The organism is Protofrankia sp. Cr2, assembly GCF_963555885.1.
Taxonomy (GTDB): domain Bacteria; phylum Actinomycetota; class Actinomycetes; order Frankiales; family Frankiaceae; genus Protofrankia.
The window spans coordinates 56,309-72,431 of record NZ_CAUVXG010000002.1; the positions used below are offsets into that span (position 1 = coordinate 56,309).

At 63.4% G+C, this 16,123-nt stretch carries 10 protein-coding genes and 1 CRISPR repeat array; of the genes, 7 read left to right on the forward strand and 3 right to left on the reverse strand.

Annotated features, from left to right (window positions below):
• Positions 1-206: 206 nt before the first annotated feature.
• Both U9978_RS01810 and U9978_RS01815 read left to right on the forward strand, forming a co-directional pair.
• Complete coding sequence (locus U9978_RS01810) at positions 207-998, forward strand: hypothetical protein (protein WP_322759264.1); 792 nt, start codon at positions 207-209, stop codon at positions 996-998.
• Complete coding sequence (locus tag U9978_RS01815) at positions 995-3,316, forward strand: hypothetical protein (RefSeq protein ID WP_322759265.1); 2,322 nt, start codon at positions 995-997, stop codon at positions 3,314-3,316. Before U9978_RS01810 ends, U9978_RS01815 begins: the two co-directional genes overlap by 4 nt.
• A gap of 1,446 nt (positions 3,317-4,762) precedes the next feature.
• Here the strand turns inward: U9978_RS01815 and U9978_RS01820 are convergent.
• The 3 genes from U9978_RS01820 to U9978_RS01830 form a co-directional block, all read right to left on the reverse strand.
• The gene (locus U9978_RS01820; RefSeq protein ID WP_322759266.1) at positions 4,763-5,479 is read right to left on the reverse strand and encodes a hypothetical protein; all 717 of its coding nucleotides are present in this window, start codon (positions 5,477-5,479) and stop codon (positions 4,763-4,765) included.
• A gap of 152 nt (positions 5,480-5,631) precedes the next feature.
• Positions 5,632-6,531, reverse strand: coding sequence for a radical SAM protein (locus U9978_RS01825; RefSeq protein ID WP_322759267.1), 900 nt, complete (start codon positions 6,529-6,531; stop codon positions 5,632-5,634).
• A gap of 298 nt (positions 6,532-6,829) precedes the next feature.
• A complete protein-coding gene (locus tag U9978_RS01830; RefSeq protein ID WP_322759268.1) occupies positions 6,830-7,003 on the reverse strand; it encodes a hypothetical protein in 174 nt (57 codons plus the stop codon).
• A gap of 269 nt (positions 7,004-7,272) precedes the next feature.
• Here U9978_RS01830 and U9978_RS01835 point away from each other — a divergent pair, with 269 nt between their 5' ends.
• The 5 genes from U9978_RS01835 (at position 7,273) to U9978_RS01855 (ending at position 10,593) form a co-directional block, all read left to right on the forward strand.
• The gene (locus U9978_RS01835) at positions 7,273-8,196 is read left to right on the forward strand and encodes a helix-turn-helix transcriptional regulator (RefSeq protein WP_322759269.1); all 924 of its coding nucleotides are present in this window, start codon (positions 7,273-7,275) and stop codon (positions 8,194-8,196) included.
• Positions 8,180-8,398: a DUF397 domain-containing protein gene (locus U9978_RS01840; protein ID WP_322759270.1), complete on the forward strand. Its 219-nt coding sequence runs from the start codon at positions 8,180-8,182 to the stop codon at positions 8,396-8,398. The genes U9978_RS01835 and U9978_RS01840 overlap by 17 nt, the downstream gene beginning before the upstream one ends.
• Before the next feature lie 723 nt (positions 8,399-9,121).
• Positions 9,122-9,811, forward strand: a complete 690-nt coding sequence (locus tag U9978_RS01845; RefSeq protein WP_322759271.1) for a DUF6444 domain-containing protein — start codon at positions 9,122-9,124, stop codon at positions 9,809-9,811.
• 138 nt (positions 9,812-9,949) lie between these two features.
• On the forward strand, positions 9,950-10,195 hold the full coding sequence (locus U9978_RS01850; RefSeq protein ID WP_322759272.1) for a hypothetical protein: 246 nt from the start codon (positions 9,950-9,952) through the stop codon (positions 10,193-10,195).
• Positions 10,192-10,593 (forward strand): PIN domain-containing protein, encoded by a 402-nt coding sequence (locus U9978_RS01855; protein ID WP_416210819.1) that lies wholly within the window; start codon positions 10,192-10,194, stop codon positions 10,591-10,593. The genes U9978_RS01850 and U9978_RS01855 overlap by 4 nt, the downstream gene beginning before the upstream one ends.
• Before the next feature lie 17 nt (positions 10,594-10,610).
• Positions 10,611-16,080: direct repeats of the CRISPR family, unit length 30 nt; unit sequence GTTTCAATCCCTCCAGGGATGATCACGGAC.
• Positions 16,081-16,123 lie beyond the last annotated feature (43 nt).

Below are 16,123 nucleotides of genomic sequence, written 5' to 3' on the forward strand. Positions count from 1 at the left end.
GGCTTCAGGCGGGCAGGATCTGCGGCCGGAGGGGACAAAAATGGCAGATCTCGGGGTTCTGATCGCGATGATCCCCGACCAGGCTCAGCGGCGTGGAAGAGATGGAAACCGATCCAAAGCCTCACGGATTCAGTGGTGAGAACACGCCACGGACGTCCGGGCATCGCTGCGGGTCCGCCGAGCCGAGCTGGGTCGAGCAGGTGTTCGTGACCTGCACGAGGGCGGTGAACGCCACGATGGCGCGGGCGTCGCTGTGGCACGGCGGTCGTCCCTGCCCGTCTGCGCGGGGCAAGTCCGTAAGCCCCGACCCATGGCGGACGGTGCTCGCCTGTTGCGACCGCGGCTGCTTCGACGATGCCGAAGAGGTGCTGGCCGCCGTCGTGGCGAAGGTCACGACCGCCGGCTGGCTTGAACGTTCACCCGACCACGCCCGGCCGTGTGACGACCGCGGTGGGGCCAGCGTGGATGCGAGACTATCCCTGTACACCGCACGCACAGCCGCCGCTGTACTGGGCGAGATGCACCGCCATCGGCGGAAGGATCTCGGGTTGCCGCAACGGCCGGAGCGGGTCGCCGACGCCGACTGGGCAAATCGGTTGTTCCCTGACCCGGCGGATCGGGCGCTGCTCGTACACGTCCTCACCTGGCTCGGCAGTGACGGCCAAGCCACCGGCGATCCCGGCTGGCCGTTGCAGGTGTGGGCGGAACGCCACGGGTTGCCGCTTCCGGATATGGCCAGGTGGGTCGCCCGCATCGTCGGCGTGCTGCGTGAGGAAGACCCGCGCCGGTACCAGCGGTACATCGCGGGGCCGCTGGCGGCCAAACCGCGTGCAACTGTCCCGTTCAGCGCCGTCGAGCTCGTCGACGGGCACCCTATCCGGCGGCACCGACACCGGTACACGACGGCACCGGGGTTGTGGGAGGACCGCACGCGTGCAAGGGCACCTATGCCCGTACCGACAAAGAAGATGACCGCCGCAACGAAGGACAGGCTGTGAACCGCATCGCTGTGCACGTCGTCGGAGCCTCCGACCTCGGCATGCACGAGCCGACACTCGCCGAGACGGCCACGCGGATTACGGAACTCACCGGCCTTGAGCCCTCCGCTCTCGCTGATGAACTCGCCGGTACACCGATCGACTGGTTTCTTCGGAAGATCAAAAAGTTGGATGATCATCCGGTTGACAAACTGATCCTCATCGCGACAAAGCAGCACGACGATCCGAGGGTGCAGCCGGCAACCCAGGATCTGGCCGAGGTGATCCTCCCCTTCGTCCGGCAGCGGGTGCCGGCAACCACCGTCGAGCAGATCCCGCTGCCCAGCATCGCGGACGCCAGACATGGGCTGGAAACCTTTGTCGACAACGCTGCCAACGCGATCGGCAAGGAGACCCAATGGGAACTGCCGCTCGGCGGCGGTGCGACGGGTGTTCTGCTAGGGGTGATGTTCGAGCTGCTGCTACGGGGCCACGACCTGACATTGTGGGCGGCGAACGGAGTCGGGCGCCGGATTTCGCTGGTTCCGCGTGGGTTGAACACGGCGCCGGCGCGATGGCTGGTACGGCATCGCTACTACGAGCCGCTCGCCAGCAGTGATCCGCCGTTGGAGGTGCCACCGACGCTGTCCCCGGGTGATGAGCACTGGCAGAAGCTGGCCCAGCGGCAGCGTGTAGATGTATCCGCGCTACTCGCCGATCAGCTGAAGGAAAACGGCGCATGGAAAGTGACGGACGCTGTTCAGGCGATCCTTGCTGAGGCGGTACAGGCCGCGTTCGCCGAAGGGCTCGCCCGCGGGGAGATTACCGACGGCGCTACCGCCCGCACCTGGCTCTCCCTGGCGAAACACGCCGCCATTCCGGAAAACAAGCAGCTGGTACGTCCGCTACTCGATCCGAAAGATCCGAAGATCAAGGAATGGCGTAAAGATATTGTACGGCTCAGCCACGGCATGCACAAACCAGTACCTACACATCCTGTCATCCGCACCATGCAGAACGAATGGGCAACCACTCGGCGGGCCAAGGACCGCGTACTCCAGGAATTCCCGGACTGGCCGGTCGCTCCCCCACCACTGACCGAACGGACGGTCGTCGTTCTACGGGCATTGAGCCGGTCCACCACACCCGACCAGGGCGAGATCGACGATCAGTTCCTGCTCGACCGCATCTTCGAGGCACTCGGCGCTGGGCAGGTGCTTTCGTTCGAGTTCGTCACCGGGATGGCCAGGGTGACGGCCACCCGCGAAGGCGTGGAACGCATTCCGGTGACGGTCATCGACCCCAAGCTGCGACCGGACAATGTCGAGCAGTGCCGCGATCAGCTGGTTGGCGCACTGTTGGCGGACCCGCGCGCGGTGGTGGCGGACGAGGTCGCCGTACTGCTGCCGATCGGACGCAAGGCGCTGGTGGTAGCGGCGATCCTCGCAGGGATCGAATGGTCGCTGCACGCCGCGGTACCGCTGACGCTGCTGGTAGCGGAGGGTGACCATGGCCCTGACGGACCCGTCATCGAGACGACCCGGATAACGGCCGAGAAAACCAGACCGTTCGCGGTCCTCGGCCTTGACAGCGCCCTCGCCCATCTCGCTGCCGAAGCGCTGACCAGGCTCGACATCACGCTGGCCGGGCATCTGCTCGAACGCGGCTCCCGCACGCTTCAAGCCCTCGCCGTCGAGGTCGTCAACCTTCAGTGCAAGGCCTTCGGCGTCCCGCCGTCGAGTACTGATGATCAGACTTCTGCGGCTGAGGTGGCGTTTGCCCGCGCCCGGCTCGGACTGTGTCGCCAGATCGTCGACTCCAACCCATGGGACGCCGTCTTCCTCGCCATTGCCATGCTCGAGCACACGTTCCGCATGCCCAGTGATACCAAGAATGCGACAGTGCATGAATTAGGTGAATTCGTGCTCATCCCGAACGAGGAGTGGGTTCCCGCCGAATCAAATACAATGTCTCCGATAATGCCGGAGCCTGACACTTGGTACTATCTCGCACCGTGGACAGCGGTCCGTAGCGGCCAGGGAGCGTGCCGTGAGCTGAACAAGTGGCGAAACCGCCATCCGCTCTCGCATGGCTTCGTCGACAAAGCCACGCAGGATGAGAAGACCAGGCCAATCAGAGTTCCGGAACCCGCTGACGTCGCTACACTGTTGGACAAGGCAGACGCCGAGTTGACGAAAGCACTCGCCGATCGTTACCCGTCGCTGATATTGGAAGATCGAGACGCCTTGATAATGGAGCTCGTCCGGCTACGCGACGAAGTGCTGAAGTTCGCCAAGGTGCCCAAGCCGATCGGGCAGTCGGGTGCCGCGGCGGAGTAGGTCGCAGCCAGCGCGGCAAAGGCGTTGCCCCGTGCCCGCATCGGAACGATGTCAGCCAACCGGCGGGGTGCGGCCAGCATCGCGAGTACCCGCAGCGCTGCGGTCACCGACGTGTCGTGATACGCATCGAGGAATTCGGTTTCGGTCGGTGCCAGCGGCGTCCCGTCGCGGCCGACCGGAGCGGACACCGGCACCTGCCAGATTCGCGGTCCTTCGGGCAGCAGGGCTCGCCATCCGGCCGTGAAGATCCGCGCCTGTGCACAGGGCTTCCCGCCGAGGTCCGCGACGACGCCAAGCATGTCGTCATCGGGAACAAGAAGCACGACCCGCACGTCCTCGGGCGGCGAGCCCAGTAGTCGGGCGGCCGGCGTCATGGGCGCGGGCTCCTGGGTGAGCACGTGTGCCCACACCTGATGTGGACTGCCGTCCGGTCGTGCCAGCGCGTCCCGCATCAACTCGTCGGCCAGCCGCTTGTCGAGCTGCCCACCGCTGGACAACGAACGAGCCAGCAGGGCAAAGCTGTCAAGACCCCAGCCGAGTGCGGCGGATACCAGCGCGGCCACCGTGTACATCCCAGCCCACATGGGTCCGGTGAGAACGATGCCGTGAACACCGGGGACGTCGCCCGCGTGCGGTTCCGCCGCCCGCGGCGCGGCAAGCCGTGGCACGAAAAGCCGACCCGCCGGCCATCGCGGCACGGGCTCCGTGGCGAACGGGACGTCGTCCCAGGTTGCACCGGTTCGCTCGAATGCCTCGGCGAACACCCGCTCCGCGTCGGCGCGGGTGGCGATGCCGTCCCGACGTTCCAACAGGACGTAGTCGCCAACGTGGTAACGGCAGCTCCGACCCCGCCAGTGCGGCACGACTGTCACCGCCCAGTTACCCTGTCGAAGCGCCAACTCGGCGAACAGCGCTCCGCCGACATCCCGGTCCTGACGCTGCAGCAAGGCACGCTGTCTGCGAACCCGTTGTTCAGTCGCTGCGAGGCGTCTCGCCATGCCGGCGAGCGAATCCTCGACCAGCCCGAATGCTGCCAGCATCTCCAAAGAGTGGACCCCTACCGCACGGGCGAGCACGGGAATGGCATGTGGGTCCACAGCCGTGTCGTTCGCCAACCAACGACGGATCTTGTCGGTAGTGGGCGCCAAGCCCAACTGTCCGGCGACCGCGGCAGTCAACGCCGGCAGGCTCATTCTTCTATGGCCGAGCGCCTCCTTCATCGTGTCGGCCCAGCGAGCCTGCTCCGGCCTGGAGTTCACCGGCGTCGGCGTGGCGAGCGGCTGGTAGCGCCCGGAGGCATCCGGCGATTGCACCCGAACATCATCCCGCACCCGTGTCGGCAGGTGTTCACCCCACCACCGCTGACAGGTCACGCCTGCGGGACAGTAACCAAGGCCTGCCACGGACCTCATGCCGCCGACTCCATCCGGGACTCCCTACCAGGCGCTAACCCATGATCTTTCTGGCCAGGTCGTGCAGAGCAGGGCAGAGATCAACGGAATCTTCATAGTAGGCTACGTTGATCAAAATGTCCGCTGCCGCGACCAACTGTGCGTATCGGCCGGATGGGCTGTCCAACACATCCGCGAAGGCGCCGTACAGTTGGTTGGCCACCGCCGGGACAGAAAGCGCGGTGCAGTAGAGACGCGCAGCCCCGTAGCCGGCGACGCCAGCCCCCCAGTGCTCCCAGTCAATGATCGTCAGGGACGGCACCGTTACGTTGCCCCAGTGCAGGTCAAGATGCTCGGTTCGCCCCCATGCCGGTTCAATTTCCGCCGGGAGCGGACGACCGTAGACGGCGTGCAGGAGGTACCCGTACCGCTCAGCGCTATGAGCCCAGAAAACCCGCCCCGTCGGATGGGCCGCCAGGGCCTCCAGCGAGGCACGCAGATCATGCAGCCACTCCGAAGACAGCGTGATCGGCTCTGCTAGATACTGGTCACCTGGGGTGGCGACTTCATCGGTGACAAGAGTCATCAACCCGGCCCACACCGGAATCGGTACTGGGTTCATGTGTGCCCACTCTGTACTGTCGATCAACAGAGGCTTGCGGATGCCGGTCAACCGGCCCGCATCACGGGTACCGGTCCAGGCGCCCATGTCCATCGCGCTCTCGTTGTACGGCGCGACCCTCAGCCACACCTGCTCACCGTTGTGGAGCACCGGGCCACCGATATTGTCGCCCGATGCGCTGGGCGTGGGTTCACCGCACGGTGCCGCCCCCAGCCGCTTGGCTCCCTCAACGAAAAGACAACTCAGCCACCCGTCGTAATCGTCGACGCGGACAGGCAGCCACCGCGATCCCACCGCACGACCTACTTCTCGTTCTTGGGCTTGCAACTCGACCTCATGGGACTACATGAGGGCGTGCATGACGGCTGGCAGCTCGACTTGGGTCCGCATCGTACCTCGGGCGGCGAGCATGCAGTGATCTCCTGATCACGCCGGATTGCGTCCAGTCGTGCCACCTCTTCCTGGAAGACATCTCCAGCGACCACCGCGGCCAGCGGTGTCCGTTTCACGTTACCGGCCACAACATGCCGGGTGAACACACACGGCGATACCACCCCATCGGGACCGATAGCCGCCGCGCCGTGGCCGCAGTGCCCGCAGGTGTCGGTCTCGTCGGTCGCGGCAGCTCCGCGGCCGAAGGCGCGCATCCGGTCGTAACCGACATCAGCCACTCCCATGGCGGTCAGCTCCGCTTGCGCCTCCGCGACCCGCTGGCCGTCGGCAATGCCGATGATGCCCACCCGTAGCGGTATCCCCCTGCGTACCGCTTCACTGATATTCGTACGCGTCCGCCTATGACTTCCCCGTCGAGTAGTAACCGCATCATGCTGGACCGGGTCATCACTGTAGTAGCTGGTAGCCAGCCGCACGCCCGGCTGACTGAATATCTCCCACAGCCGCGCCGGAACATTCAGGAGGTTCGTGTACACCTCGACCTGAAGACCGCCCGTCAGCGCATAGCTCACTAGCTGCGCAAAGCCCGGGTGAATAGTTGGTTCGCCGCCGATGAACTGCACCATGTCCACGCCCTGCTCCACGGCGCTGTCAATCACACGTTGCCAGTCTGCGATCGTCATCGTTCCGTGGCGCCCGAGCGGCGACGACTCGGCCGAGCAGTGCACACAGGTTAGCTGGCAACGGCCGGTGATCTCTAGCCACAGAAACCGTGGGGCTACGGTCGCCGACAACGTGGCGGTCGTCATAACGCTCTCCTCACAGCTGGTTCATCGACAGACGATGTGGATGTTCGTAACTCGCTGAGTTTGGCGTGAACGGCGGCAAGCATTCTGTTGCGCATGGCCGCTTGACCCGCCGCATGCGCGGCGCACTGGTCCGGACGAAGATCTTTCGGGGGGTCCTCGGTACGGACCGTGATGAAGACAGCCAGCATCCAGGCAATCTCCGTGAAGCTCAGATCTGGATGATCGTTCGGCGTCTGCGCTCTGACGATGTCCCGCCTCAGCCAAGTCGTCAGATGATGCTCGACCCGATCCGCGAGGTTCACAGAACACTCAGCCCCGGACGCTGGGTCGGGATGTCGGGCTGCATGGGTGCGGCGACGAACGGCAGCCAGTCCTGATCAATGCCGTGCTGCCTCGCCGTCGTCGGAGTCTCGACGAAGGCTTCAACCCGCCAGGCCGGACGATCCGCCAGTCGTACAACGAAGTAGATCACTGATGGTTCTCCATTCACCCGTTCCACCACCTCGTCACGCGTGCACTGTGGCTGTCCCCACCGGGCCTGGCCTTTCGGTGGTCATCCGATGAGGGCAGCCGATCTGGGGGAAGGCGCCCTGACTGGAAGCGATCCGTGTGGGCGGTGAGCCGCTGCGCACCAAGGTGCCCTCCGAGAGTGATGGTGCCCCCACACATGCATCCATGCAAGTGCTTCTACGCAAGTATTTGTAGTCCCATGTCTCCGCATCGTCGGAGACATGGCGTACCGTGCCGGACTGTGACAGCAGCTCCGACGCGGAGAACGGCGGGCACGTGGCGGTACAGGGCGGTCCGACGATCAGGCGCCGGCGCCTCGGAGCTGAACTGCGAAGGCTTCGCGAGGCCGCGGGGAAGGGAATCGACGACGCGGCACGGCAGCTCGGTTGCAGCCTCTCGAAGGTCAGCCGGATGGAGAACGGCCGCGTCCCGATACGGGGCGACGACGTCGGCGATCTTCTTGACCTGTACCAGGTCGACGACCCCGAGCAGCGACAGGCGCTGCTTGCCCTCACGAAGGAGACGAGGCGTGCCGGCTGGTGGCACACTTACGGTGACGTCGTGCCCCGCTGGTTCGAGGTCTACGTCGGGCTCGAAGCCGAGGCCAGTTCGATAGCGAAGTTTGAGGCGCTGTTGGTCCCCGGGCTGCTCCAGACGGCCGACTACGCCCGCGCGGTGATGCGAGCCGCCCCGCGGCAGCCTCCCAATCCCGATGTCGAGCGCGCCATAGAGCTTCGGCTCGGCCGTCAGGCCGTGTTGAGCACCGATCCGGTTCCGGACCTCTGGGTGGTGATTGACGAAGCGGTAATCCGTCGTGTCGTTGGCGGGCCGACGGTGATGCGGGCACAGCTCGACCATCTACGCAGAGTGTCGACGCGACCGAACGTCACGATCCAGGTGGTACCTTTCACCGGCGGCGCCCATGCCGGGATGGACAGTCCCTTCACCTTGCTCGGCTTCTCCGATGCCGACAACCTCCCGGAGATCGTCTACATCGACCAGGCCACCGGGAGTCTCTATCTTGATCGCCCGGGGGATGTCGCTCTGTACCGAGAGAAGATGGATAGGCTCCGAGCGTCGGCCTACGATGAGTTGACATCGCAACTCTTGATCGCTCGCGCGATGGAAGGCATAGAGGATGAACCCGCAGGATGACGGCCAGCTTCGCTGGCGCAAGAGCAGTCACAGCAACGGCCACGGTGGCGACTGCGTGGAGGCTGCGCCCCTGGATGACGGCGGCATGGCCGTGCGTGACTCCAAGGACCGTGGCGGCCCGGTGCTCCGCTTCACGGCGTCCGAGTGGGATGCCTTCCTGGCTGGCGCCCGCGATGGGGAGTTCGACCGCAACCGCATCTGACTCTGGACGTGAAGAGGCCGGGCACCCTGTAGGTGCGCCCGGCTTCTCTGCTGTCTGTCACAGTTTGCCAGTTTCTTGGCCCAGTCATCCGCGATCGCCTTCGCCAGGGCGCCGACGCCCACAGTCGCGTTCGTGCCCGACGCCTCCATCCGCTCGAGGACCGTGAGAATCAGGGCTCGGCGCGCGTAAGCGCGTCACGTCCCCCGCCGTCTGCCTATGACCGTCCTTCTACCGTATGCACCATTGCCGCGGACAATCCGCGCGATCCTGGCAGCCCCTCTCGCGTCTGAATCTCTCTCCCGACCCTGCCTGGCAGCTGCCGGTCGTCACGAGGCTTTTCCCGTGGGCTCCGCCCCCGCCCCCGCCCCGGCGGCAGCCGCGTGCCGGGGTTTCAATCCCTCCAGGGATGATCACTGACGCGCCGGCGAGCGCGGCCGTCAGCATGTCCTGACGTTTCAATCCCTCCAGGGATGATCACTGACTCGTCGCGGACACCGCCGCATCCCACCCGTCCAAACGTTTCAATCCCTCCAGGGATGATCACGGACACCAGCCCGGCGGCCGTCGGGTATGACAAGACGGTGTTTCAATCCCTCCAGGGATGATCACGGACGCAGAAAATATGTAGCTGTTCAGCTGGGGTGGCTGGGCGTTCGCTGTCCCGTGTGCGGTGATCGTCACCGCGGTCGCGTCACGGTGTGACGTGATCGCTAGGTTCAAGGCGTGGACTCCAGCGGGCAGCCGACGTACGAGCAGCTCTTGGCGCTCCTCGCGGACCGGGACGCCACGGTCGCCACCCAGGCCGACCTGATCACCCGGCAGGCCGGGTTGATCGAGGCGCTGGCCGGGCGGGTCGCCGAGCGGGAACGCCAGGCGGGTAAGGACAGTTCCACGTCGTCGCGGCCGCCGTCGTCGGACAGCCCGTACACCAAGGCCGCGCCGAAACGGTCCTCGCGGGGACAGTCGGGCCGGGCGAAAGGCAAGCAGCACGACGACCCCGGCCAGACCCGGAAGATGGTCGGCGACCCGGACGAGACCGTGGTCCACGACCCGCCGGCGTGCGCGGGGTGCGGGGCGTCGCTGGCGGGCGCGCCGGTGTTCGGGGTGCGCCGCCACCAGGTCTTCGACGTGCCCCCGCCCCCGCCGCGCCCCCGGGTGGTCGAGCACCGGGTCGTGGCCCGCACCTGTACCGGTTGCGGGGCGACCACCGCCGGGGACGGCGCGGGACAGGAGTCGACCATTGCAGGATCGTGCCGGGCATGGCCGTCCTGGCGCCATATCCAACCCAGATCGGTGAATAACCGGCATCTATGGATAACTGCCGATGATGGCCTGTGGCCGCCCGTAGCCGCGATTCAAGATCGGCAGTTGTTTGTTGCTATGTACGCTTTCCGGCTCGATCCGCGTACCTAACGACAAACTCGCGCCGATCATCGACCGCGCCTACCGCTGCATGTGGACGGCAGCCTGACGGCCAGGACGAGTAGTGCCCCCTCTGGATCATCGAGCGTTCCAGCGGTCCACTGGCGCATACCACGGTATGATTCACGCATGTCCGCTACCACCCGCATCACGATCACGCTACCCAGCGACCAGGTCGCCGAGCTGAAAAAAATCACAGACAACGTTTCCGGATACGTCGCCGCAGCTGTCGCACGCCAGATCCGGCATCGACTACTCGTTGACGAGCTTCAGCGCTACCAGGAGGAATCCGGAGCCTTCACGCAGGAGGAGCTGGCCGAGGCGCGGACCAGGGTCGGCGACGCCACCGGCAGCACCGAAGACACGGCGGCGTGACCAGGCGCATCGAGACGGTTGTCCTGGACTGCGCGGGGCTGTCCGCCTGGATCACTCAGGACCGCAAGGTCGCCACCATGCTCCAGATCTTCAGCGAGATGGATGCCGACCTCGTCATCAGCGCCAACACAATCATCGAAGTCAGCCACGTAGGGGTGAACATCCCTCGGCTGGACTGGCTACTCTCGCGGATCAAGGTCGAGCCGGTCACCAAGGAAACCGCGAAGGCTTCCGCGCGACTACTCAAGAAAGTAAATCTGCACGGTCACAGATACGCGATCGATGCCGCAGTGGCCGAGGTGGCACGGCGGCAACCCGGGCCGGTCGCCATGCTGACATCAGACATCGACGATATGTCCAGGCTCTGCGGCGATCAGGTATATCTGATCGCCGTCTGAAGAAATCCCGTGCACCTCCTTCAATCCCTCCATGGATGATCACGGACGCGCCTGCCAATCCCGTAGCTCAGCAACGGTCCAGTTTCAATCCCTCCAGAGATGATCACGGATCTTGCCAGATTTCCGGCACAGTGGCAGATATTACCTGTTTCAATCCCTCCAGGGATGATCACGGACCAGGGCGGCCACGCCGGCGAGGCCGGCATCACGCAACCGCTGTTTCAATCCCTCCAGAGATGATCACGGATCTTGCCAGATTTCCGGCACAGTGGCAGATATTACCTGTTTCAATCCCTCCAGGGATGATCACGGACCGGAATGTGGATCGGCGGTAATCGTCGGTTACAAGTTTCAATCCCTCCAGGGATGATCACGGACCTGGCATAACCCCTGACCAGGACATTTGCAAGTCCCAGTTTCAATCCCTCCAGGGATGATCACGGACTTTGGGTCTGATAGGCGCCTGACCGATCGGTATAGGTTTCAATCCCTCCAGGGATGATCACAGACCTCTATGACGTGAGTCGCAGGGCTTCATGGACCTAGTTTCAATCCCTCCAGGGATGATCACGGACATGATGGCGATCTTCGAGTTGACTGCCTGCGTACCACGTTTCAATCCCTCCAGGGATGATCACGGACAGTGGTCCGTGACCTGGCTGGCGGCTCAGGACTAGTTTCAATCCCTCCAGGGATGATCACGGACAGGAACTTCCGGACCTTGCCCGCCGCCGTCGGCCGTTTCAATCCTTCCAGGGATGATCACGGACGCGTGCAGGTCGGCTATGGCCTGATCTTTGGCAACAGGTTTCAATCCCTCCAGGGATGATCACGGACCAGAGCAGGACGAGGGCCAGAGCGGGACCGCGGGTGTTTCAATCCCTCCAGGGATGATCACGGACTCTGCCATCAGAGGGTTCCGTTTCCCCTACTACGTGTTTCAATCCTTCCAGGGATGATCACGGACCCCAGCGTCAGCAGTGACGCCGCGCGGGTGCCGGGTTTCAATCCCTCCAGGGATGATCACGGACCGCCACTCCCCTACATCCACGCCCGGGTCGTGAGACGGTTTCAATCCCTCCAGGGATGATCACGGACCAGCCCGCCCCGGCCGTGGCGGGTATTCCGTGCCTGTTTCAATCCCTCCAGGGATGATCACGGACACGTCTCCGCTCCGGACGTCAGACTGTGCACATCGTTTCAATCCCTCCAGGGATGATCACGGACCTGGAAAGGATTCGGGACGCCGACAGGGCGACTAAGTTTCAATCCCTCCAGGGATGATCACGGACTGGAGTCCCGGGCCACGGCGTCCAACAGCGCTCTTGTTTCAATCCCTCCAGGGATGATCACGGACTATGGCCGTCCCGGCGGTTTACCCTCACCCGTGACGTGTTTCAATCCCTCCAGGGATGATCACGGACCAGGGTGTCCCATGCCAGGGCGGCCAGCGCATCAGGTTTCAATCCCTCCAGGGATGATCACGGACCCGCCGGCTGAGTCTCGGAGACCGGCTGTGACCAGGCAGTTTCAATCCCTCCAGGGATGATCACGGACTGGGGAGCTGACGTGCACACGTGGCTGTCAGGCTGGTTTCAATCCCTCCAGGGATGATCATGGACACGAGCGCGGCCGCCATCGGCAACGCCATTTTCGTGTTTCAATCCCTCCAGGGATGATCACGGACGGCAGAAGATCGGCCCTGGCCACTACAGGGCAGCCACGTTTCAATCCCTCCAGGGATGATCACGGACCTCCGGAAGAGAAAAGTAACATTGACGCTTTGATGTTTCAATCCCTCCAGGGATGATCACGGACCGAGGACATCCGCGTGGACAACCGCGGGCTACTGGTTTCAATCCCTCCAGGGATGATCACGGACCACGGCACCGGTACGCCCGCCGCGCGCGAGAAGATGGTTTCAATCCCTCCAGGGATGATCACGGACTGCCAGCCGGGGCTACGGCACTCCGCGCAAGACCGTTTCAATCCCTCCAGGGATGATCACGGACACGGTGGCGACCACACCGCCGCGGCGAAGGCGCTTGTTTCAATCCCTCCAGGGATGATCACGGACATCCGGTCGCGGACCGCCAGGACCAGGCGATCCGTTGTTTCAATCCCTCCAGGGATGATCACGGACTCAGTCCGCGCCACGGGTGCGGCCACGTCCGGCAGTTTCAATCCCTCCAGGGATGATCACGGACCCGGTAACGGTACGGCCGCGATCGAGATGGTTCGCGTGTTTCAATCCCTCCAGGGATGATCACGGACATGTGACGAATCAATACGTCGTCTGGACTAAAAGGTTTCAATCCCTCCAGGGATGATCACGGACTCCATCTGGTCGGCGGCGTCACGGGCGAGCTCGGCAAGTTTCAATCCCTCCAGGGATGATCACGGACCAGGTGCGGTGACCGGTCTGATACGCGGCGGACTCGCGTTTCAATCCCTCCAGGGATGATCACGGACCGGCGGCCTGGTCGCCCTGCGCTTCGAGGCTTGGGTTTCAATCCCTCCAGGGATGATCACGGACCTCCGTGCAGGCCTGGCTCGCACGCGGACGCGCCGTCATGTTTCAATCCCTCCAGGGATGATCACGGACTGGTTGGCCAGTGGCTCGACCCGCCGTCGCATCGCGTTTCAATCCCTCCAGGGATGATCACGGACCAGTACACCCCTGACGGTGTATCAGCACTAGTACCGTTTCAATCCCTCCAGGGATGATCACGGACGTAAGGCGATGGACAGCACCTACCCCCAGCACACGTTTCAATCCCTCCAGGGATGATCACGGACGAACTTCTCGGTCTGACCGTGACGAAGAGGCAGGCGTGTTTCAATCCCTCCAGGGATGATCACGGACCACAGCCGCTGTCCAGCAGGCACTCGCCCGTCATCGGTTTCAATCCCTCCAGGGATGATCACGGACACGGCCGCGGCCGAGGGACTCGCCTCCAGGAGCCAGGGTTTCAATCCCTCCAGGGATGATCACGGACACGACGGCCAGGGCGCGAGTGTGGGTGAGCTACCGCGTTTCAATCCCTCCAGGGATGATCACGGACTCATGATTCACGAAGCAAGCGGCCTGGCCATGGGGTTTCAATCCCTCCAGGGATGATCACGGACCAGCCGCCAGGAGAGCTCAATGGACGATATCGCCGACGTTTCAATCCCTCCAGGGATGATCACGGACTAGCTGGAGTAGATGCTCAGGTGGCGCGACTGCCGTTTCAATCCCTCCAGGGATGATCACGGACCGCCTCTTCTCGGACTGGATCCGTCTGTATACCCCGGTTTCAATCCCTCCAGGGATGATCACGGACCGGACCGTCCTGGACGGACTCAACCAGCGCACGCGTTTCAATCCCTCCAGGGATGATCACGGACTGGTGACCCTGCCGCGCACAACCCGGCGGGTACCGGGTTTCAATCCCTCCAGGGATGATCACGGACCCGGGGTGGGACCGCGGGAGGTCGTCCAGCTCCTGCTGTTTCAATCCCTCCAGGGATGATCACGGACTTGATCCACACCCCTACAGCAGAGGGACGGGACCGTTTCAATCCCTCCAGGGATGATCACGGACTGGGTATCGCAGCGTAGCTATCCGTGGTTTGACACGGGTTTCAATCCCTCCAGGGATGATCACGGACAAATGCGACCTTTCAGGGTGGAGCGAAGCTTTGCCGTTTCAATCCCTCCAGGGATGATCACGGACACGTCACGAGCGTGTACGCCAGTGTGAGTACGTGGTTTCAATCCCTCCAGGGATGATCACGGACGGAAGGCTGAAGATGGTTAACGAACTGGGAGTGGCCATGTTTCAATCCCTCCAGGGATGATCACGGACGAGTCGGCACACCTGGCCGTGCTGTCCCTACAAGAGTTTCAATCCCTCCAGGGATGATCACGGACCACTACGCGTAGCCGCCGAGTCGCATCGGGCGCCTCGCGTTTCAATCCCTCCAGGGATGATCACGGACGGGCCAGAAGGCCCGGAGGGGGCGCTAGGACCCAGTTTCAATCCCTCCAGGGATGATCACGGACGAAAGAAAGCATACTTCGTGAAATTGTGACGAAGATGTTTCAATCCCTCCAGGGATGATCACGGACTTACTGCCGCGGCCGGAATCCTGACCGCGTGGCAGGCTGTTTCAATCCCTCCAGGGATGATCACGGACCCGCGCGGCTGACCCACCCGCGGTTTACCCCACCGTTTCAATCCCTCCAGGGATGATCACGGACCGCGCCCTTGCCGCACTTGCTCCGGACATCCGCGCGTTTCAATCCCTCCAGGGATGATCACGGACCACCGACGGGACGTCGCAGCCTGGCTCGACCACAACGTTTCAATCCCTCCAGGGATGATCACGGACTGCAGGTCAGGGCGCCAAACAAGCACCAAACAGCTTGTTTCAATCCCTCCAGGGATGATCACGGACTCGTCGCCCCAGTCGCTCCACACACTCCCGGCCGGTTTCAATCCCTCCAGGGATGATCACGGACCCGGGTCGGTGCTACGTCTACGTACACGCTGAACCAGTTTCAATCCCTCCAGGGATGATCACGGACCCACAGTGGATGTCCGGGTCCTGCTCGCGCAGCTGCGGTTTCAATCCCTCCAGGGATGATCACGGACTCGCCACGACCAACGCGCGCGTCTTGCCCGAGACGTGAGTTTCAATCCCTCCAGGGATGATCACGGACTCATGTATATGAGATTTACGCTGATGTACTTTACAAGTTTCAATCCCTCCAGGGATGATCACGGACTGTGACGAGACAGGACCGGGCAGCCGTACGAGACCAGTTTCAATCCCTCCAGGGATGATCACGGACCGGCAACAGGCGTCAGTGTGGAGCTGGCGCCCGGGTTTCAATCCCTCCAGGGATGATCACGGACGCTCGTACTTGCCCGCTCGCGCGAGTCGCATCTCAGGTTTCAATCCCTCCAGGGATGATCACGGACCCGCGGCAGTGCGGCTGTTGGACGCCACGGGTGAGTTTCAATCCCTCCAGGGATGATCACGGACAGCGAGCGGTATGTGGGTCCGGTGGGGCCTCGCGCGTTTCAATCCCTCCAGGGATGATCACGGACATCGGTTTCCGCTCCGACCTGGTCGGGGCGGACCAGTTTCAATCCCTCCAGGGATGATCACGGACCTCGACCACTCGACAGGCGATCGTCTACGACTAGTTTCAATCCCTCCAGGGATGATCACGGACGTGTCCGCCACAGTCGGGGACATGGTTCCCGGGGTGTTTCAATCCCTCCAGGGATGATCACGGACCCAGGCGGAGTGGGGCCCGCCGCAGCTGTACACGGTGTTTCAATCCCTCCAGGGATGATCACGGACCTCATCACTGGCGGGAAGATGTGGGCCGAACTGGCGTTTCAATCCCTCCAGGGATGATCACGGACACGACGACGACGCTGACGAGGTCGACCCGCGCTAGTTTCAATCCCTCCAGGGATGATCACGGACGCGCAGGATGTCGACTTCCGCATCCAGTGCGGCGGGTTTCAAT

Excerpts from the sequence above, each read along its gene's own strand:
- U9978_RS01850 (WP_322759272.1), top strand. The coding sequence starts at position 9,950 with ATGTCCGCTACCACCCGCATCACGATCACGCTACCCAGCGACCAGGTC.
- U9978_RS01825 (WP_322759267.1), bottom strand. The coding sequence starts at position 6,531 with ATGACGACCGCCACGTTGTCGGCGACCGTAGCCCCACGGTTTCTGTGG.
- U9978_RS01840 (WP_322759270.1), top strand. The coding sequence starts at position 8,180 with ATGAACCCGCAGGATGACGGCCAGCTTCGCTGGCGCAAGAGCAGTCAC.